Origin of the sequence: Candidatus Oscillochloris fontis (assembly GCF_004138135.1) — a bacterium.
Classification (GTDB): Bacteria; Chloroflexota; Chloroflexia; order Chloroflexales; family Chloroflexaceae; genus Oscillochloris; species Oscillochloris fontis.
In genome coordinates this window covers 1-18460 of the sequence record NZ_RYFD01000026.1, presented here as the reverse complement: position 1 = coordinate 18460, position 18460 = coordinate 1, and the positions used below count along the sequence as shown (strand labels likewise).

Annotated in this window: 17 protein-coding genes; 10 read left to right on the top strand and 7 right to left on the bottom strand. The window is 60.4% G+C overall.

Features of this window, described 5'->3' with window-relative positions:
- Positions 1-3 precede the first annotated feature (3 nt).
- The 4 genes from EKD03_RS11020 to EKD03_RS11005 all read right to left on the bottom strand — a co-directional run bounded on the left by EKD03_RS11020 (position 4) and on the right by EKD03_RS11005 (position 3998).
- A complete protein-coding gene (locus EKD03_RS11020) occupies positions 4-822 on the bottom strand; it encodes an alpha/beta fold hydrolase (RefSeq protein WP_238613491.1) in 819 nt (272 codons plus the stop codon).
- Entirely contained in the window at positions 819-1187 is a 369-nt protein-coding gene (locus tag EKD03_RS11015) for a c-type cytochrome (protein ID WP_129630528.1), read from the bottom strand. Before EKD03_RS11015 ends, EKD03_RS11020 begins: the two co-directional genes overlap by 4 nt.
- Positions 1188-1343: 156 nt before the next feature.
- Positions 1344-3416, bottom strand: coding sequence for an NAD(+) synthase (locus EKD03_RS11010; protein ID WP_174842858.1), 2073 nt, complete (start codon positions 3414-3416; stop codon positions 1344-1346).
- Positions 3417-3524: 108 nt separating this feature from the next.
- Positions 3525-3998 (bottom strand): DnaJ family domain-containing protein, encoded by a 474-nt coding sequence (locus EKD03_RS11005; RefSeq protein WP_129630526.1) that lies wholly within the window; start codon positions 3996-3998, stop codon positions 3525-3527.
- 145 nt (positions 3999-4143) lie between these two features.
- On the opposite strand from EKD03_RS11005, the gene EKD03_RS18420 reads away from it, so the two are divergent.
- The 9 genes from EKD03_RS18420 to rbsK all read left to right on the top strand — a co-directional run bounded on the left by EKD03_RS18420 (position 4144) and on the right by rbsK (position 13346).
- Positions 4144-4287, top strand: a complete 144-nt coding sequence (locus tag EKD03_RS18420; protein ID WP_161569242.1) for a hypothetical protein — start codon at positions 4144-4146, stop codon at positions 4285-4287.
- 35 nt (positions 4288-4322) lie between these two features.
- Positions 4323-4610: a hypothetical protein gene (locus tag EKD03_RS11000; protein WP_129630524.1), complete on the top strand. Its 288-nt coding sequence runs from the start codon at positions 4323-4325 to the stop codon at positions 4608-4610.
- 619 nt (positions 4611-5229) lie between these two features.
- A complete protein-coding gene (locus EKD03_RS10995) occupies positions 5230-6741 on the top strand; it encodes a sugar transferase (protein ID WP_129630522.1) in 1512 nt (503 codons plus the stop codon).
- 21 nt (positions 6742-6762) lie between these two features.
- Positions 6763-8277 carry an O-antigen ligase family protein gene (locus EKD03_RS10990; protein ID WP_129630520.1) on the top strand — a complete coding sequence of 505 codons (1515 nt, stop codon included), beginning with the start codon at positions 6763-6765 and terminating at the stop codon, positions 8275-8277.
- Positions 8274-9230, top strand: coding sequence for an NAD-dependent epimerase/dehydratase family protein (locus EKD03_RS10985; RefSeq protein WP_129630518.1), 957 nt, complete (start codon positions 8274-8276; stop codon positions 9228-9230). Before EKD03_RS10990 ends, EKD03_RS10985 begins: the two co-directional genes overlap by 4 nt.
- 113 nt (positions 9231-9343) lie before the next feature.
- Positions 9344-10411 carry a lysylphosphatidylglycerol synthase transmembrane domain-containing protein gene (locus tag EKD03_RS10980; protein ID WP_238613490.1) on the top strand — a complete coding sequence of 356 codons (1068 nt, stop codon included), beginning with the start codon at positions 9344-9346 and terminating at the stop codon, positions 10409-10411.
- Positions 10412-10421: 10 nt separating this feature from the next.
- Positions 10422-11576, top strand: a complete 1155-nt coding sequence (locus EKD03_RS10975; RefSeq protein WP_129630514.1) for a glycosyltransferase family 4 protein — start codon at positions 10422-10424, stop codon at positions 11574-11576.
- Between the two features lie 12 nt (positions 11577-11588).
- Positions 11589-12230, top strand: a complete 642-nt coding sequence (locus EKD03_RS10970; protein ID WP_129630512.1) for a PAP2 family protein — start codon at positions 11589-11591, stop codon at positions 12228-12230.
- Between the two features lie 150 nt (positions 12231-12380).
- Positions 12381-13346 carry a ribokinase gene (rbsK, locus tag EKD03_RS10965; protein ID WP_129630510.1) on the top strand — a complete coding sequence of 322 codons (966 nt, stop codon included), beginning with the start codon at positions 12381-12383 and terminating at the stop codon, positions 13344-13346.
- A 289-nt stretch (positions 13347-13635) separates the two neighbouring features.
- Here the strand turns inward: rbsK and EKD03_RS10960 are convergent, their stop codons facing one another.
- Genes EKD03_RS10960 through EKD03_RS10950 form a run of 3 tightly spaced genes read right to left on the bottom strand, consistent with a single transcriptional unit; the run spans position 13636 to position 16953 of the window.
- On the bottom strand, positions 13636-14415 hold the full coding sequence (locus EKD03_RS10960) for a hypothetical protein (protein ID WP_129630508.1): 780 nt from the start codon (positions 14413-14415) through the stop codon (positions 13636-13638).
- 36 nt (positions 14416-14451) lie between these two features.
- Positions 14452-16617, bottom strand: coding sequence for a glucosidase family protein (locus tag EKD03_RS10955; RefSeq protein ID WP_238613489.1), 2166 nt, complete (start codon positions 16615-16617; stop codon positions 14452-14454).
- A 9-nt stretch (positions 16618-16626) separates the two neighbouring features.
- Positions 16627-16953: a hypothetical protein gene (locus EKD03_RS10950; RefSeq protein WP_129630506.1), complete on the bottom strand. Its 327-nt coding sequence runs from the start codon at positions 16951-16953 to the stop codon at positions 16627-16629.
- A 327-nt stretch (positions 16954-17280) separates the two neighbouring features.
- On the opposite strand from EKD03_RS10950, the gene EKD03_RS10945 reads away from it, so the two are divergent.
- A complete protein-coding gene (locus EKD03_RS10945; protein ID WP_129630504.1) occupies positions 17281-18357 on the top strand; it encodes a polyprenyl synthetase family protein in 1077 nt (358 codons plus the stop codon).
- Positions 18358-18460 lie beyond the last annotated feature (103 nt).

The following is an 18460-nucleotide window of genomic DNA, read 5'->3' as shown; positions in this document are numbered from 1 at the left end:
GGCTTACTCCCCAAGCAACCTACGCACCACCCGACAAAAATCGCCTGGCCGTTCATCCATCGGGTTGTGGACGGCAGCCGGGATGATGGACAGCTTGGCTCCATGGATATGCCGCGCCAAGCGGTAGGAGAGGTAGATCGGCACCAGCAGATCAAACAGCCCGCTCACCACCACGGTTGGCGTGCTGATGCCCCGCAGCCGCGCTGGTTCGCGGTGGGTGAAGAGCGAGCGCAAGAGGCGATAGAGTCCTTCGGGGTCGAAGCGCGCCAGGTAGGCCGCCCGGCGCGCCCAGGGCCGCAACACCCCCCCGCCATGCTCGTGGGGGACACGCATCCCCAACGGGCTGAAGAGTCGCCCCAACATCTGGCTCAGGCGCAGCGCGGGCCAGCCCACATGCGGCAACAGGTAGATACGCGTGAAGAGCGGCATGCGCTGCGACTCCACCGCCGCATCTACCAAGAAGAGCATGCGCAACAGATCGGGGCGCTGGAGGGCGATCTCCGCCGCCACACTCCCGCCCATCGAGTGGCCAAACAGGATCACCTCGCGCAGCCCCATCTGCTCGCAAAAGGCAATCACCACCTCAGCGAGAGCGGGGATCGTCGCCGCCCGCCCCAGCCGCGAGTCACCATGCCCCGGCATGTCGAGCGCGAAGCAGCGGTAATCCTGCCCCAGATCGCGCAGCGTCATCCACCACAACTCCTTGAACGCCCCCCAGCCGTGCAAAAAGAGCAGCACCGGGCCAGTATCACCGGCGCACAGGTAGCTCAGGCCCAGTTCGGTATGGTACGCAGTGGTAATCGCAGCCGGCAGCATCCTCATGGCTGGGGTGCCCCCACCTTCAGGATGTAGGCCACCAAACCATCCAATTTCTCCGCGCTGAGATCCGTCGCGTAGCTCATGGGCATGATCCCCGCCTGATAGCCGGGGGCGAGTTCGGTGTTGGGGTAGATGATCGCCGCGCGCAGCCATGTTTCGGGATCGGGTTCGGTCTGCGCACGCTCATAGAGGGCGGTCAGGTTTGGCCCAAACGACGTGTTCCCGACATCCGAGACGGAGTGGCATGCAGCGCAGTGGATGGTATAGGCACTCCGCCCGGTTGCTACCGGGTCAGCCGTGGCAGTGGCGGTCATGCCGCAGGCAGTTAGGCCGAGCAGGGCTAGAATGAAGATGAGGGAGCGTCGCATTGTGTAGTCCTTACAATTCTTATTCCTCGCACAGTAACAGTTATCCCGTAACTGTTCACACTTCTCCTAGCCTCCAGGTTTTGACGCAAAGACGCAGAGGCGCAAAGCCTGCAACAACCCTTTGCGTCTTTGCGTCTTTGCGTCAACACGAGATTTCTACTTTCCCCAAGTATGAACAGTTGTCTCGCGCACCCGCCGCAACTCCTCCAGCCACACCGTCGCGCTCGCATCACTAGGGGCGCGCCAGTCGCCACGCGGCGAGAGCGAGCCACCCGATCCGACCTTGGGGCCATTCGGGACAGCCGAGCGCTTAAACTGGCTGATCTGGAAGAAACGGAACAGAAAGACCTCTAGCCAGTGCAGAATGGTGGGGAAATCGTAGGCGACCCGCTTCTCCTGCGGCAAGCCCTCTGGCCAGTGGCCTCGGCTGGCATCGGCCCAGGCATGTTCGCTGAGGAAGGCGATCTTGCTGGGGCGGAATCCGTAGCGCGTGGTGTAGTAGAGGTTGAAATCTTGCAGCGCGTAGGGGCCGATCTTGGCCTCGGTACTCTGCGCCGGTTCGTCCTGGTTGCCCGCTGTGGCCGGTACCAGTTCGGGCGAGATCTCGGTGTCGAGGATGGACTGGAGGATCGTATTTGCCGCCGCCCCGAACTCGCCATGACGCACCACCCAGCGGATGAGATGCTGAATCAGCGTCTTAGGCACCGAGGCATTCACATTGTAGTGTGACATATGATCGCCCACCCCGTAGGTGGCCCAACCCAAGGCCAACTCGCTCAGATCGCCCGTACCCAGCACCAGCGCGTTGTGGTAGTTGGCCAGCCGGAAGAGGTGCGAAGTCCGCTCCCCGGCCTGCACATTCTCGAAGGTAATGTCATACTGAGCGGCACCTTCAACAAACGGGTGCCCCAGATCGCGCAGCATCTGTAGGGCCGAAGGCCGGATGTCAATCTCGGCTGCTGTCACCCCCAGCGCCGCCATGAGCGCATGGGCATTCTGGTGGGTGCGCTCACTAGTGGCGAAGCCCGGCATAGTGTAGGCCAGAATATTACGCCGTGGCAAGCCCAGGCGATCCATCGTGCGCGCAGCGACGATCAATGCCTGGGTGCTATCCAAGCCACCCGACACGCCGATCACCAACTTCTCGATCTTGGTCGAGCGCAGGCGTTGCAGCAAGCCGTGTACCTGGATGTTGTAGGCTTCATAACAGCGCTCGTCGCGGGTGGCGGGATTATCGGGCACATAGGGGAACCGCTCGACATGGCGCAGTAGCCGGATCTCCCCCTGGGGCACCTGGAAGGCAAACGGGATCTGGCGCATCTGGCGCAACCGTTCGCGCTGGTCGGCGACACTATCACCAAAACTGCCCAAGCGCATACGATCTTGCAGCAAGCGATCCAGATCAATATCGGCCAGAATCACCTGCTCGCTATCGCAGAAGCGCTGCGACTCGGCCAGACACTCATGGTTCTCATAGATCAGCGCATGGCCATCCCAGGCCAGATCGGTAGTACTCTCGCCCGGCCCCGCCGCCGAATAGAGATAGGCGGCCACACACGTCCCCGACTGGGCGGCACACAGATCGCGGCGATAATCGGCCTTACCAATCGTAATGTTCGAGGCCGAAAGGTTACACAGCACCGTCGCCCCGGCCAGCGCCGCCATTGTACTGGGCGGCACGGGCGTCCAGACATCCTCGCAGATCTCGCTATGGATGCGCAGCCCCGGCAGATCCTCAGCCACATAGATCAGGTCGTTCCCGAAGGGCACCGTCTGCCCCAGCACCCGGATCGCACCGCTGAGGGCATCGCGGGCAGCCGCAAACTGGCGCTTCTCATAGAACTCGCGGTAGTTGGGCAGGTAACTCTTCGGCGTCACGCCCACAATCTGGCCGCGATAGATCGCCACCGCACAGTTAAAGAGCCGCCCCTCGTGGCGCAACGGCACCCCCACCAGCAGCAGCGGGGTCAGATCGGTGCTGGCCGCCACCACCCGTTGCAGCGCCGCGAGGCTGGCATCGAGCAGCGCATCCTGGTGGAAGAGATCCTCATTGCTATAGGCGGAAAGCCCCAGTTCTGGAAAGAGCGCAAGTGCCGCGTGCGCCGCCGACGACTGTTGGGCCAAGGCGATGGTGCGTTCAGCATTGAAGGCCGGTTCGGCGACGCGCAGCGCGGGTACACAAACGGCGACGCGAGCAAAACCGTGGGTATAGAGAGAAAAAAAATTCATGATTTTGTTGGCATCCCAGTTTTGACGCAAAGACGCCAAGGCGCAAAGTCTTTAGGCTAGACCCATCGCAAAATCTTTGCGTCCTTGCGCCTTGGCGTCAACATACACTTACTCAAAATCCTCGGCTTGCAGCAACGCCATCTGCCCCACCACCGGCGGCGCAGTCAGATTATAGTTGGTAATCTCGCGGTTGAGATCGCGCAGCCGCTGTTCATACTCCTGCTGCCATGCCGCACGCTCGTGGGGCTTGAGGTGCGGCCAGCGCTGGCGCAATTGGGCCAGCCAGTGGCTGAACTGCTCGCGGCTGGCGCGTACCTGCTTTTGCATATCAATCCACGAGGGGGTATAGCCATTCCCCTTGAGCAAACGAAAGCCAACCCGCATCTCTTCGGGAACATAGTCATCATCGTGGAGGTCAAGCGGCTTCCCCGCACCGGGCAGTTGCTCAAAGGCTCCGGCCGCTTCAGCGGTACGCATCTGCTGATCAATCAGGCTCTCGAAGTTGCGGAATGGAATATAGCGATGGGGCACAGATTCGTTCGTCTCTTCGGGATCATTGCTTGAAGATGCTGATGTGTTCATGAGCTATCACCTTCATATCAGTTAGCTATCAGCTACTATTGGCCCCGTATGTAACGTGTGGGAGCATAATCCATGGTAGGATAGCACGCCACCCCTTGTCGTGTCATGTAGAGACACATCGCACTAGTTACGAGAGAGACAACCTATGTTTTGGCTCAGCTTGCTTGTCCTGATGATCCTAGTTGCTTCAGCCCCCGGCATCTCAATCTACGTCGAACACCGCAATGGGGCCAGCGGCCAGATGGAGATGAGCCGTTCAGCCAGTATTGATCCGGTAGCTAAACGCTAATAACGCTCATATGAGCGTGAAAAGATCATCAAACTATGAAGCGCGTTAACCTGATGGAACATCCGGTTGATATGACGGAACTCCTTACGCTTGTGCAAACAGGTCCAGTGGTACTCGTCGCACCGGATGGAAAAGAATACCTCGTGGCAGAGGCGGATGATTTTGAGCAGGAAGTGGAGCAATTGCGAGCAAGTGTCGCGTTTCAGGCATTTCTGGATGCGCGGCGCGCTCAACATCGCCCTCGACGCACCCTCGCGGAGGTGGCGCACGAAGTGGACACAGAACTTGCCACGCAATCATCCCTTCCTTTATCAGAGACCTAGCTCATAGATATACCCTGCCTTTAGGCGCGGAAACCCACGAGCTTTAGCCGTGGGAGGAGCGCCCCGCTTGAGCGGCTTTAGCCCAGAGTTGCACGGGCGTTCGATGTGTCGTAGAATTGTTCTGTACGAGGCACCCTGTCGCGAAGGATTGCAGGGCAAACGGTTGGTACATACACAACTGAACCTTGGCGGTTCCATCGGGGAAACCTCCGATGGGTAAAAGGTTGAAGGTGACGTTCCTTCGACGGGCAATCGCTGCCGGGTTCGCCCGGCAGGGCCTCGGTAAGCAGGCCATACTACTCGGATGCCAGTCGCTCATCGACTGGTAGCGCCAGAGTAAAGCCCAAGTCCTTTAGGCTTGGGTAGCTTACTTGCTACGGCAACTCCACCGCCCAATATTGCCTTGCACGTGACGCTGCTGGTGCGGCTCCAAACTGGGTGCTTTGTAGGCATGTGCTTCTCGGTCAAGCCACGTTTCGATCCCGAAAACCTGTCAGCAGCGCACTTGAAGGCTGGCGGTAGGCTGTGTGCAGTGTGGTACAATCCACACCGGTGGCCCATGCGGGGCTGAAGTTGCTGCCACGCTTGGTATGCTGCCATTCAGGCACATGGAGTTGGTATGGATAGGAGCCTGCCCCCCCCCGTCGGGCCGGCACTCAACGGCGATGCGACACGTCTGGCCAATCGGCGGGCGCGGCGTTTATCGGCAATCGGTCTGATGGTGGCGGATCAGGTGCTGATCTTCATTGGCTTCGTGATCGCCTACTGGATGCGCTATAGTGCGGCATGGCCCGAACCACTCAACCGGATTGTGGTTGAGGTCGCAACGCGCAATCAGGTTGATTTGGTCGCTTTCCTGCCGATTGTCCTCCCCCTGATGTTCTTCTTGGGGCTGCGTTTTGCAACCCGTGGGCTCTATCGGGGATCTCCGCGTATCAATCTGCTCGATCAGATGGGTAGTATCGTGAGTACGACCCTGATCGGTATTGCGCTGCTGATCGTCTTTGTCTTTCTCTACAAGCCCTTTTTCTATTCACGGCTGATCTTCTTCTTTGCTGGAGCGACGATCACCTTTCTGCTAGGTTCGTGGCGTCTGGTTCTCTGGGGCTACCATCACTGGCGCTGGACACGCGGGCAAGCCCAGGATCGCGTTCTGGTCATCGGCGGTACCGGCTTGGGTCAGCAGGTGATGAATGGAATTGCCGCCTCGCCCGGCTTAGGCTATGCGCTGGTGGGCTACTTGGATGATCGCCCGATTGTGGCGAGTGATCGCACCCCTCGCGTCTATCGGCACCTTGGCCAGATCGAGGATCTGGAGCAGGTGGTAGGCGCACAGAATGTGCAACAGGTGATCATCGCGTTGCCCTTCTGGGAGCAGGGACGTATGCCCGATCTGGTACAGACATGCCGCGATCTGGGGGTGGGCTATCAGGTGGCCCCCGACTTCTACCAACTCAGTTTTGACCGCGTGGATGTCTTGCAATTGAGCGGTGTCCCGCTGTTGCGTCCCAAGGAGATCTTGCTGGAGGGTACCAACCTCGTCCTCAAGCGCATCCTCGATGTGACGCTCGTGCTGGCCAGCCTGATCGTGGTCATCCCGATCACCCTGCTGATCGCGCTGGCGATCAAGCTCGACTCGTCCGGCCCGGTCATCTTCGGCCAACGCCGGGTGGGTAAGGGCGGACAGCACTTCACCTGCTACAAGTTCCGCACCATGGTGCCCGATGCCGAGGCGCGCAAAGCCGAACTCCACGCGCTAAACGAGGCCGATGGCCCGCTCTTTAAGATGCGCGACGACCCACGAGTGACGCGAGTGGGTCGCTTTTTGCGCCGCCGCAGCCTCGATGAGTTACCCCAACTTTGGAATGTGCTGCGCGGCGATATGAGCCTAATCGGCCCGCGCCCGGCCCTGCCCGATGAAGTAGCGCGCTATGAGCATTGGCAGATGCGCCGCCTTGAGGTGCTACCCGGCTGCGCGGGCCTCAGCCAAGCCCTGGGGCGCAGTGATGTCTCGTTCGATGAACAGGTGCGCCTCGATCTCTACTACGCCGAGAACTGGTCGGTAGGGATGGATCTGCGCATCCTGATCATGATCATCCCGGCCATTATCGGTGGGCATGGTGCCTATTAGTCGTTCAGGGTTGTCTGTACCATGCTGAATCTCTCCCGTCGCGTCCCTTCACCACTCTGGTTGCTGCTGTTGCTGGCACTGCCGCTGGCGTTCATGCCCTTGCAATGGGCAACCGCGATCAGTCTGGGGCTGGCGCTGCTCATCCTGACCCTGATCGATCCGGTCTGGGCGCTCTATGCGGCGATCCTCTCGGTACCGGTGCAGGAACTCATCCAACTCCCCGGTGGCCTCAGTGTCACCCAGGCTACCCTCTTGCTGATGCTAGGTAGTTTGGGCTTACACACGCTTGCCGCCCCCGAACGTCCACTACGCTTGGGGCGGCTCTTTGGGCCACTGGCGCTGTTTCTCCTGGCCCTCTTTACCGCGCTGATCTTCACCCCCTTCAGCCGTAGCGAGGCTACCCGCGAACTGCTGCGCTGGATCACCGTGCCGCTGGTCTATCTGCTGACACTGCGGGCGCTGGGCGGGCGAGCGGGGCTGGCCAATTGGCGTCTGTATGGCCTACTCGCCTGTCTGCTGCTGGCTCCGGCCTTAAATGCAGCATTGGGGTTAGTGCAATTCTGGTTTGGGATCGGCCCGGAGAGCTTCGGAGCCGGGGGCGGGCGTACCCGCGCCTATGGCACGATTGGACAGCCTAATTCCTTCGCCGGGTATATGAACCAGGCATGGCCGCTGGCGCTCAGTTTGACGGGTGGGATGTTGGTGGGGGTTGTTCAAACTGTTGTTGGTGCGCACGCTGCGCGTGCGCACCAACAACACCATACCCGGTTTCTGCTCCTCGCGCTCCTCGGCGGCATCAGCGGTGTGCTCCTGGCGGGCCTGCTCACCAGTTTCTCACGCGGAGGCTGGGTGGGGGCTTTGGGGGGCATGTTGGTGCTAGGGCTGGCAACCATGATCGCACTGCCGCCGGAGTTACGGCGCTGGGCGCAGCGGGGGCTTATTGTTGCCGGTGCCGGCATGCTGCTCCTCCTCGTGCTTGGCGGTGGTGGGTGGCTGCCCAGTTCGCTGGCCGGGCGTCTAGGCAGCATTACCGCCAGCATGCGCCTCTTTGATGTGCGCGGCGCGGTCGTCACCCCGGAGAACTTCGCGGTGGTGGAGCGTATGGCCCATATTCAAGCCGCCTGGAACATGTTCCAGCGCCACCCAATCACCGGGGTGGGGCCAGGCAACTACAGCCTCGCCTTCGAGTCACTCCCCGATTCGGGCATGACTCCCATCACCACCCGTCCATGGTACACTTCGCGTGGACATGCCCATAACTACTACCTGCATATCGCCGCCGAAGCGGGCGGTTTGGGGCTGGCAGCCTACCTGCTACTGTTAGCGAGCGTCGCCTATCAGGCGTTGCGCGCCATCCGCCATGCCCCCAACCTACTCTGGCTCAGTGTGGCGATAGGTTGTACGGGCATCAGTGCCGCTGTGGTCGTGCATAACCTCTTTGAAAACCTGCACGTCCTCAATATGGGGCTTCAGTTGGGTACCACCTGGGCCTTGTTGGTGCTCGCAGAAGGCCAACACAAGGAGATGCACATATGACCTACCTCGTCACCGGCGGGGCTGGTTTTATCGGCAGCCACCTCGTTGATACCCTGTTGCGGCGGGGAGAGCGGGTGGTCTGCTTGGATAACTTCACCCCCTACTATGATCCGCTGCGTAAGCGGCACAACATCACCTGGGCGATGGAACAACCGGGCTATACGCTGGTTGAAGCCGACCTGCGCGATGCTGCGGCGCTGGCGGCGCTCTTTGCCACCTACCGCCCGACCCACGTGGCCCACCTCGCTGCAATGCCCGGTCCCCGGCCTTCGATTGCCGACCCCGCGCTCTACGAGGCGGTGAATGTGGGCGGAACCGTGCGCCTGCTCGAATGTGCCCGCCAGCATGGGGTTGAGAATGTTGTGCTCGCCTCAACCTCTTCGGTCTATGGGAAGGCCGAGAAGGTACCCTTTGAGGAAGATGACCGCACAGATAAACCGCTCTCGCCCTATGCGGCCAGTAAGAAGGCCGCCGAGGTGCTGGCCTACACCTTCTACAGCCTGTATGCCATGCCGATCAGTGTAGTACGCTTCTTTACCGTCTATGGCCCGCGTGGCCGCCCCGATATGACACCACACCTATTTGTGGATAAAATGGTGCGCAACGAGCCGTTTGTGCTCTTTAACCGTGGGGTTGATCTCTTCCGCGACTACACCTATGTTGATGATATTGTGGCTGGGGTCGTGGCGGCGCTGGATCGCCCAAATGGCTATGCGATCTTCAATTTGGGCAACTCGCAACCCGTCGAGATGTGTCGTTTTGTAGGTTTGTTGGAGCAGATTACTGGCTACCCCGCTCAGATCGAAGATCGCCCGCTGCCCGCCACCGAGCCACCGATCACCTTTGCCAGCACAGCGAAGGCCCAGCAGATGCTTGGGTTTGCCCCGGCCACACCGGTGGAGGTGGGGTTGGAGCGCTTCTGGGCATGGTATCGGGCGACGATTATGAAGTAGGGGCGAAGCATCGCCGACCATGTGGCCTGGAGAAGACGAACTGCGTTGGTGGGCGATGCTTCGCCCCTACGGAATGCCCCCATTCGACCAGAGAGGAAGTAACGAGGATGCTGATGGAAGAGACCGAGGGCCAGCGAGCGAATGCGACAGATGAGCCGATGGGTTCGGCGGATGATATTGAGGTTGAGCGCGAAGGTTTTTCGCTCTGGAAGCGCCTGCGTAGCCCGCGTACCCTGATCTCATTTGGGATCGCCCTCGCTCTGATCATCTTCGCCTTTCGTGGGCTGAATATTGATCTCGATCAGACCTGGACCTACATGCGAGCGGCGAATCCGTGGCTCATGCTGCTTGGCTTGGCGGTCTTCTATACCACCTTCCCCATGCGGGCGCTACGTTGGCGTATGTTGTTGCACAATGCCGATGTGCCGATTCATCAGGGGCGTGGCAGTTGGGCCTCGTTCCCTGCACTGATGGAGTACCTGTACCTCTCCTGGTTTGCCAACTGTATTGTGCCCGCCAAATTGGGCGATGCCTACCGCGCCTACCTCCTCAAGCATAACGGTAAGGTCTCTTTCTCTTCCGCCTTTGGCACGATCTTTGCCGAGCGCCTGCTCGATATGATCGGCCTCTTTGCGATGCTCCTCGTCTCCGGTTGGCTCACCTTTGGTGCCCACATGCCCGAAGGTACCCAGATCGTCTTTGGGTTTGGAGCACTCTTAGTGGTGCTCATTCTCACCGGCTTGGCCGGGATGCGCTGGCTCAGTCCGCTCATCCGCCGCTTTATTCCCACCCGCCTCCACGATTTCTATGCGCGCTTTGAGTATGCCGCGCTGCGCTCGTTTAGCCCGGCGATTCTGCCGCGCCTCGTGCTGCTCACCGGGGTGATCTGGCTCCTCGAAGGTACACGGCTCTACTTCGTCATTCTCGCGCTTGGCCACGAAGGTCTCAGTCTGGGGCTGTCGGCGGTGATTTTTGTCGCCCTGGCCTCTTCACTGCTCACCGCACTGCCGATTACTCCCGCCGGTTTGGGTGTGGTTGAGGGGACGGTCACGGTGGTGCTGACCTTCTTCGGCGTGGATCGCCACCTAGGGGTCGCTGTCACGCTGCTGGATCGCCTAATCAATTTCTGGAGTATTGTGGTCGGCGGGTTTATCCTCTACCTCTTCAGTAAACGCAAATAGCATCATCACAATGATTATTGGAGTTGACTACACCGCCGCTGCCTGGCAGGGTGCCGGGATTGGCCGCTATACCCGCGAATTGTTCGCCGCGACGATCCCGCGTGATCACTCGCTGCGCTATGTGCTCTTTTACGCGGCACGCGGCTTGCCCGCCCACAGCCCCTACCTACGCGCCCTCGCCGATCTCTGTGCGGCCAACCCGAATGTCCAAGTGCGCCCCATCCCGATCAGCCCGCGCCTGCTCACCATTCTTTGGCAGCGCCTACGCCTGCCCTTGCCGGTTGAACATTGGGTCGGCAAGCTCGATATTCTGCACGCACCCGACTTTGTTCTGCCGCCTACCCGCGCCCGCGCCCTGCTCACTGTCCACGACCTCACCTTTATGGTGCGCCCAGAAACCGCCGATGCTGGGTTGCGGCGCTACCTTGAGGTCGCGGTGCCACGCTCGCTCCGCCGCGCCGATCTTGTACTGGCCGACTCGCAGGCTACCCGCGCCGATCTCCAGCGCCTACTCGGTGTCAGCCCTGATCGGGTGCGCGTGCTCTATCCAGGGGTCAACCCACGTTTCCACCCCATGCCGCCGGAAGCAGTCGAACCGATTCGTGCCCAGTTGGGCTTGCCCGCGTCGTTCTTACTCTTTGTGGGCACCCTAGAGCCGCGCAAAAACCTGGTGCGCCTGATCGAAGCCTTTGGGGCGCTCGGTGCTGCGGGTGCGTATCCCGACCTCCATCTTGTTATTGCCGGACGGCGGGGTTGGCTCTATAAGGAGATCTTTGCTACCGTGACGCGCCTGAGTCTGCACGAACGGATACGCTTCCTCGATTTTGTAGACGACGCACACTTGCCAGCAGTGTATAATCTGGCCAGAGCCTTTATCTATCCATCACTCTACGAGGGCTTCGGCCTGCCGGTTCTTGAAGCTCTGGCGTGTGGTACGCCGGTGGTGACGGCCAATACCTCCAGTTTACCCGAAGTTGTCGGGACAGCAGCGATCCTGGTTGATTCGCACGATCCCCAGGCAATTGCGGCTGGGGTTCAGCAAGCCCTAGCGCACAGTTCAGAACTGCGCACTGCCGGCCCTCCTCAGGCAGCCTCCTTTCGCTGGGAGACTGCCGCTGAGCATGTGATTGACATCTATCATGCGCTGGCCAAGCCGCGCCTATGACGGACTGAAAATATGACACAACAGCATGATCTGACCGCTGAGGCGTTGCGCCGTGGGGCCATTCCTGGTCGTGGCTATGCGGTGGCCCGTACCATTTCACAGATCTTCCACCCGGTGATACTTAGTGTATTGAGCGTCTTTATTGTGGGCATCATGGGGGTTCAGCCGCTTCTGCGGGGGTTGGCTTGGGCTACCTTGTGTACCGTTCTTCAGGTCTTACCGCCGACCATCTTTTTTATGATTCGGCTGCGCCAGGGTGCCTACACCGACGATGATGTCTCGGATCGCACCCAACGCAACGAACTCTATCTCTTTGGGATGGTCACGGTGCTGGTGGGCGTGGGTATCTTGATGCTACTCAAAGCCCCGCTGCCCTTCATTGCGCTACTCTCAAGTGCGGCCTTGCTGAATGGTACTTCGTGGGTGATCAACCTCTTTTGGAAGATCAGTATCCATGCGGCAGGGATTGGATCGAGTGCGACCATCGCCGCACTCTACTCCGAGCCGTTGGGGTTGCTGCTCTGGATCGGGGCGATCAGCTTGGGTTGGGCGCGGCTGCGCACCCGCAACCATACGCTCATGCAGGTGATTGCCGGTTTGGTACTCTCGTGTGCCTGTGTGCTGGGATCGTATTTATTGTTTGGGTTGCTCTAATCTGGGATTCTTGGGGCTGCGCCCCAAACCCTAGTTTTGGTTCTGTTTTGGCGGCTTCGCCGCCAAAACAGAACCAAAAAAAGATCTGCGGGGGCAGCCCCGCACCCCCACCGGAAGCAGCTTTGTAGACACCCTATTGGAACAGCACCTATGATTGTCGTGGTTGGCTCACTCAATATGGATCTGGTGGTACGCTCACCGCGATTGCCCAAACCGGGCGAGACGCTGCGTGGTGGGCCGTTTGCGACCTACCCTGGTGGGAAGGGCGCGAATCAGGCGGTGGCTGCGGCGCGTATGGGGGCTAAGACGGCCATTATTGGCCGGGTTGGCGCTGATGGTTTTGGCCAGATGTTGCGCATCGCGGCTGAGGTTGATGGCGTAAATGTGGATCAGGTGCTTGATACCCCGACCATGGCAACCGGGGTTTCGCTGATTACCGTGGAGGATGGCGGTCAGAACACGATAGTGATCTCCCCCGGTGCGAATGCCACGCTCACCCCCGAAGATGTCGAGGTGGCCGCCGATCTGATCGCCTCGGCGCGGGTGGTGTTGCTCCAACTCGAAGTACCGTTGCCGGTGGTCATCCGCGCCGCCGAGTTGGCACGTGCAGCGGGAGCGACGGTCATCCTGAATCCGGCTCCGGCTCCTCCTGGGCGCTTACCGACTAAGCTGCTCTCGATGGTAGATTATCTGGTGCCCAACGAGAGTGAGGCGAGTGCCTTTCTCGATGAACCAAGCTCAGCCCCGCCCAAGGGCTTGGCACGCGCACTGGCCGCCGTCACCGGGGTGCCCAATGCGATCATCACCCTTGGCGAAGCCGGGGCGGTGATGGCCTCACCCAGTGGGGCGATCCATCAACCTGCCTTCCGCGTGCATGCCGTGGACTCGACCGCTGCTGGGGATGCCTTTGTGGCCGGGTTTGCGGTCGCGCTCTCCGAGGGGCTTGCTCCCACCAAGGCGCTGCGCTGGGGCTGTGCGGCGGGTGCGCTCGCGGCGACCCGTCTCGGTGCACAAGCCTCGTTACCCCGCCGCGATGAAGTGCTGGCACTCTTGCGCGGCGAGGGGCCACTTCTTAAGCCCATTGCAAGGCCGCAAGCACGATTCCGCAGAGAATGAGATCACGTAGGGACAAAGCATCGCCCGCCATAAGAGCAGGGGAACCCGAACGACGTTGGCGGGCGATGTTTCGCCTCTACTACCATCGCGCCGTTGCCTCAATAAAGAGGCTTCACGTAACTGTTCACACTTGGGGTAAAAGAAATCTTGTATTGACGCAAAGGCGCAAGGACGCAAAGGTTTTGTTGCAGGCTTTGCGCCTCTGCGTCTTTGCGTCAAAAACTGGAAGCTAGGAGAAGTGTGAACAGTTACGGCTTCGCGTAGGAGTGGGAAACCTGCCTACCCCAGTCTAATCCTCTGGCAGATCCGGTACGTCCCCCGGCTGGTACTGCTCACAGAAGAAGCCGCGCAAGGATCCGCGCTCCGCGTTAGGCACACTCTCCTCAGCCGCCAGCGCCGCACCACGCATATCGAGCCGGATCGTCTGCTCTTTCCCCGGATCATTCATGTCGTACAGATAGATAATCCCGGTGCCATCACCATGATCTTCGTAGCCCGTCGCCAACACCTGATGGTTGTTGAAGGGCGAGATCGAACTGCCGATCAGGCAGAGCGGCCATGGGTGGCCTTGATCGAGCGTTATTTTGAGTTGCTCCCACTCCTCGCGGGTGCGCTGGAGCAACCAGCCAGGGCCAGCAAAGGGCAACGGCATGTGCAGCATGATCATCCAGGCCAGCAGTTGCGCCGCATTCAGTTGCAGGCTCTGCACCTGGCGCGTCCAGAGATGCGCCCGCAGCGCCCGCCCACGCGGTGTATCATTCAGCGGAATATCGTGGTAGTCGTTACCGCGAGGCAAGGGCTGGTTGGCCGCATAGTAGTCGGCAGCCACAAAGGCCATGCCACCACACATGCCATAATAATCGGGCAGGGCCGCATCAATCCAGCGCTCGATCTGCGGGCCGATCCGCCCACTCAGCATCGCCCCAAAGCCCCCCGCCGCCGATTGGCTCGCCTCGTTGATCGAGCCGGAGAGGATCTGCTGCATCTGTTTCTTCTCAAATGCGTCGAGTTTCCATGAATTCACGAAGGCGAAACCGTTTACCTCAGGTTTGAAGTCAGTGCGCGACATGAGACGCTCTCCTTTGCATAGGGGTCATCATACGCTTCAGTATACTACCAGTATCTCCCGCGCATCGGCGGGCGCACTGAAGGAGAGATAGCGGCTCGGCCCACTCCGGGCGATCCCGGCCTCGACCGCCAGTCCATCAATCTGCAACTGCACAGCACCGGGGGCGTCAGCGGGGAGCAGCAGGTTGATGTAGAGAACATCCGCGCTGCCGCTCAGGCTGAGCCGCAGCGCGTTGGCTTCACGCTGCCAGAGGTAGGCAATATAGCCATCCGAGGCCGGATAGCGCGCCACGACGCGCACCTGGCTCAAGGTCGGGTCAGCCGCCCAGCGCGGGCTAAGGATGACATCGCGCATGCGGCTCTGGGCATCGCGCACCCCCGCCGCGCCCTCGATCAGCGCCGCCAACATCGCCCCTGCGCCCCAACCATCAGTGTCGAGCGTATCCGGCCCGGAGATACCGGGTCGCCCATCGGGGTAGTACCAGAGGTAGGTCGCATCGGTGAGCCGGGTTAAGGCCGCATAGCGGCGCAGAATATCGAAGCCATACGCCTCATAGCCATAGCGGAAGGCTCCCCGCGCCAACTCACCACCCACCAGCGGCATAATGCCGCCATTCACATACTCGCCGGGGTTCTCGCCCTTACCGCCCGCCATCCCATACGTGCCCGCCGGGAAGGGCGGATCAATACTGTACCACTCGGCAAAGGCGCGCCCAAAATCGCGGCGCTGGTAGTAGCTCTCGATAATCGCCCGCGCCTGGCTACTGCTCAGCACGCCCCGATTCAGTGCATAGGCATTCGAGAGACTCAACTGAGGACTCAATACCAGATCGGGTGCTGCTTCGGGTACAAAATGGGTGTAGAAGTTGCCATTCCAGGCCAACTGGTTCAGCCGCTCCATAATCTGCTGCGCCTGCTGCGCATACGCCTCACCGCGCATCGCATCACCGACCCGCGCTTCCATCAACGCCATGAGCTTGAGCGCCTGCGCCAACCCGGTATTATCCCCGTGGAAGGTGCCCCAGATCGTATCCGGTGTGATCCAGTGGCGCGGCGCGGGCTTACCATCGGGGCTGAGCGTCGTCGGCCCATAGGCGAAATCCCACATATCAATCGTGTAGGGGCGGCGCACCAACCCGCGCTCGGCATCCCAGCGCAGCGGATCACTCGTGCTATACGCGAGGGCGCGCCGCATCGCCTCAAGCTGATTCGCTAACCACACATCATCGCCGGTCGTCTGCCACGCCTCATACACCCCCTGCACAAACAGAAACTCCAGATCCGACTCGACCTCCTTGCGCGTCGCCTGCACAAAGCGCTCCGGGTAGTCGAGCACATCCGGGAAACTGCCATCCGCACGCTGGGCCTGCCGAAACGCATCAAGCAGACTGGTCATGTCGGTCTCGAAGTAGCGGAACGAGCGCCCCTGATAGACATGATCGCGCAACCAGAGCAGCGGGTTATCCGGCGAACGGTAGCCACGCACCATCTGGCCGTGCAGTGCATAACTAACCACGTCCTGCTGCATGAAGCCGTGCAGACGGGGATAGAGCGCATCCAGTTCCGCATCGCCGGTCTGGATGGCTGTGGTCGCCTCAAGCACAAAGATCTGACTCCGCGCCCCCGCCAGTTGGCCATCAACCAGCACGATAGCCCACTGTGGCCCCAGGCCACCCCGCGCAGTAACGGACACCTCGGCGTGGCCATCAACCACCTCGGCACTCACGGTTGCGGTGGGGTGCAACTGGGCATCATAGAGGCGCACCTCGGCAGGGCCAGTATAGCCCTCGATACGCAGCGCCAAGCGCACCGGCAACAACGGTTGCGCCAGCGCCTCGTGGATATCCACGAGGCTCACCGAAGCGCGTAGCGGAGCCACCGGCAGACTCAGCAGGTCAGCAGGGTAACGCGCCTGCCACTCCGGGGCATAGCGATCCACCACCGCACGGCCAGCATCCACCGCCGTAATCGCGGCCTGGGCAAAGAACTGCACCTGATACTCATCAACCCAGCGCGGGGAACCCAGCGGCGCACCCAGCACCGCCTCGCCACCACTGGTGCGCCATGTACCAAAGAACGGCTCTGCCAAGCCATGCGGATTGGCCACCGGATCACTCGGATCAGCAGGAGCCAACGGCGCGCAAGCGATGAGCAAGAAGGCCAACAAAAGGGCTAAGCGAGGCCGAAAACGTCGTAGCACCATCAGCACCAACTACACAAAAAACTTCTCCGCCCAGATCAACTTAGGCGTAATAAGACGCCGCATCCCCACATACTGATCCGAAAGCCAACGCCCCACCCGGCGCATATGCGGCACCCGCGAGGTACGCAGGCTACGCAACCTACGCCGCCCAAAGAGGTGCAAACGGCGCAGAGTCGGATCGCGGCGGCCTAAGAGCAGAATCGCCACGAACAACCCCGGCCACCCAGGAAGAATAGGCAGGAGTGATCCGACAATCCCAACGCCTAAAAAGAGAAAACCCAGAGTCCGGCGCACCACGTGGGCCGGATGGAGGGTCGTAAAGTTCTGCTGATTCATAGTACCGCCCTCATAAAGATATGATACCTATTTCTGGTTATTATACGTCCTATCGGCTGAGACGTGTTGCATAGCGAGATGAGAGGTGGCTGAGAAGCCCCGTATGCCCACCTTGTGCAAATGACCGACAAGCCGTATGATTGAATGCCGTACCGTCTAGGTTGACGAGCGGGCGTGCTGTGTTATAGTTATTTTGTAGTTAATATCACAAGAAATTACACGACGCCCCACCAACCCGCGCAGACACATGCGTAGCATGCTGGGCGTTCCCCCAGCGACGTACCGCTGCCTATCAGAGGTTGTATGGCACTAGGAAGGAACAGCCGCATGGCTGCGTACCAATTCAATGGCACTCTAACCAACACAATGACACCAATGACCAGAGCGAGTGAGAGCGAGGATCGCCATGGATCGCAGCGCAATGGGCGCAGTATGGATCTGCTAGAACTCTTTGAGCGCGCCAACCTGACTACCGATCTGCGGGCGGTGGAGGAGTTACTAATCGCTCGTTCCCAGTCGCGTTCGAGCCTGATCACTGAAGCCGGGGTGCATACCGTTCGCTCTGGTGGTAAGCGCCTACGCGCCGCCATGGCGCTACTGGCCGCCCAACTCGGCACCTATCAACTCAGCCACGTCATTCATGCTGCGGCGTCGGCGGAGTTGATCCATGCGGCCTCGCTCGTTCATGACGATCTGGTTGATCAGGCAGCGCGCCGTCGCGGGCGGGTGACAGTGCATGCACGCTGGGATAACGACGTGGCGCTGATGGTCGGCGACTACTTCTTCGCCCTCGCTTCGGCGGAGATGTCGCTCAGCCCCGATCCGCGCATCATCACCTTCTACGCCCAAGCGGTGCAGGTGATCGTCGAGGGCGAACTCAGCCCGGTGATGGTGGCGGAACCTACCGAAACGGCACTGCGCCAATATTTCTACAAGACCGGGGCGAAGACAGCGGTACTCTTCGAGGCGGCCTGTAAGGCTGGGATGGCGGCGGGCGGCGGCGATGAGGCCCAGATTGCGGCGCTCGCGGGGTATGGCTTCGATGTGGGCGTTGCCTTCCAGATCGTTGATGATGTACTCGACTTCATCGGCAACGAAGCCACGCTGGGTAAACCGGCGGGCAACGATCTGCGCCAGGGAACAATCACACTACCACTCATCTACGCACTTCAGGCCACGGGTAGCCCACGTCTGCGAGCGGTGGTCGAGCAAAACCTCAGCGATGATGCCACGATTGAAGCCGCCATCGGCGAGGTCTTGGCCGCCGGCGGGGCGACTGCGGCGATAGACGAGGCGCGGCGCTATGTAGATCAGGCGATCAACCACCTGAACATCTTCCCCGATACCCCGGCCCGCCGCACCCTGATCACCCTAGCCCAATTTGTGTTGGAACGCGAGGCATAAAGTAGAGACGCAAGATATTGCGTCGTGATATTGCGTCGTGATATTGCGTCGTGATATTGCGTCGTGATATTGCGTCGTGATATTGCGTCGTGATATTGCGTCG

Excerpts from the sequence above, each read along its gene's own strand:
- EKD03_RS11020 (WP_238613491.1), bottom strand. The coding sequence starts at position 822 with ATGAGGATGCTGCCGGCTGCGATTACCACTGCGTACCATACCGAACTG.
- EKD03_RS11015 (WP_129630528.1), bottom strand. The coding sequence starts at position 1,187 with ATGCGACGCTCCCTCATCTTCATTCTAGCCCTGCTCGGCCTAACTGCC.
- EKD03_RS11010 (WP_174842858.1), bottom strand. The coding sequence starts at position 3,416 with ATGAATTTTTTTTCTCTCTATACCCACGGTTTTGCTCGCGTCGCCGTT.
- EKD03_RS11005 (WP_129630526.1), bottom strand. The coding sequence starts at position 3,998 with ATGAACACATCAGCATCTTCAAGCAATGATCCCGAAGAGACGAACGAA.
- EKD03_RS18420 (WP_161569242.1), top strand. The coding sequence starts at position 4,144 with ATGTTTTGGCTCAGCTTGCTTGTCCTGATGATCCTAGTTGCTTCAGCC.
- EKD03_RS11000 (WP_129630524.1), top strand. The coding sequence starts at position 4,323 with ATGAAGCGCGTTAACCTGATGGAACATCCGGTTGATATGACGGAACTC.
- EKD03_RS10995 (WP_129630522.1), top strand. The coding sequence starts at position 5,230 with ATGGATAGGAGCCTGCCCCCCCCCGTCGGGCCGGCACTCAACGGCGAT.
- EKD03_RS10990 (WP_129630520.1), top strand. The coding sequence starts at position 6,763 with ATGCTGAATCTCTCCCGTCGCGTCCCTTCACCACTCTGGTTGCTGCTG.
- EKD03_RS10985 (WP_129630518.1), top strand. The coding sequence starts at position 8,274 with ATGACCTACCTCGTCACCGGCGGGGCTGGTTTTATCGGCAGCCACCTC.
- EKD03_RS10980 (WP_238613490.1), top strand. The coding sequence starts at position 9,344 with ATGGAAGAGACCGAGGGCCAGCGAGCGAATGCGACAGATGAGCCGATG.
- EKD03_RS10975 (WP_129630514.1), top strand. The coding sequence starts at position 10,422 with ATGATTATTGGAGTTGACTACACCGCCGCTGCCTGGCAGGGTGCCGGG.
- EKD03_RS10970 (WP_129630512.1), top strand. The coding sequence starts at position 11,589 with ATGACACAACAGCATGATCTGACCGCTGAGGCGTTGCGCCGTGGGGCC.
- rbsK (WP_129630510.1), top strand. The coding sequence starts at position 12,381 with ATGATTGTCGTGGTTGGCTCACTCAATATGGATCTGGTGGTACGCTCA.
- EKD03_RS10960 (WP_129630508.1), bottom strand. The coding sequence starts at position 14,415 with ATGTCGCGCACTGACTTCAAACCTGAGGTAAACGGTTTCGCCTTCGTG.
- EKD03_RS10955 (WP_238613489.1), bottom strand. The coding sequence starts at position 16,617 with ATGGTGCTACGACGTTTTCGGCCTCGCTTAGCCCTTTTGTTGGCCTTC.
- EKD03_RS10950 (WP_129630506.1), bottom strand. The coding sequence starts at position 16,953 with ATGAATCAGCAGAACTTTACGACCCTCCATCCGGCCCACGTGGTGCGC.
- EKD03_RS10945 (WP_129630504.1), top strand. The coding sequence starts at position 17,281 with ATGGCTGCGTACCAATTCAATGGCACTCTAACCAACACAATGACACCA.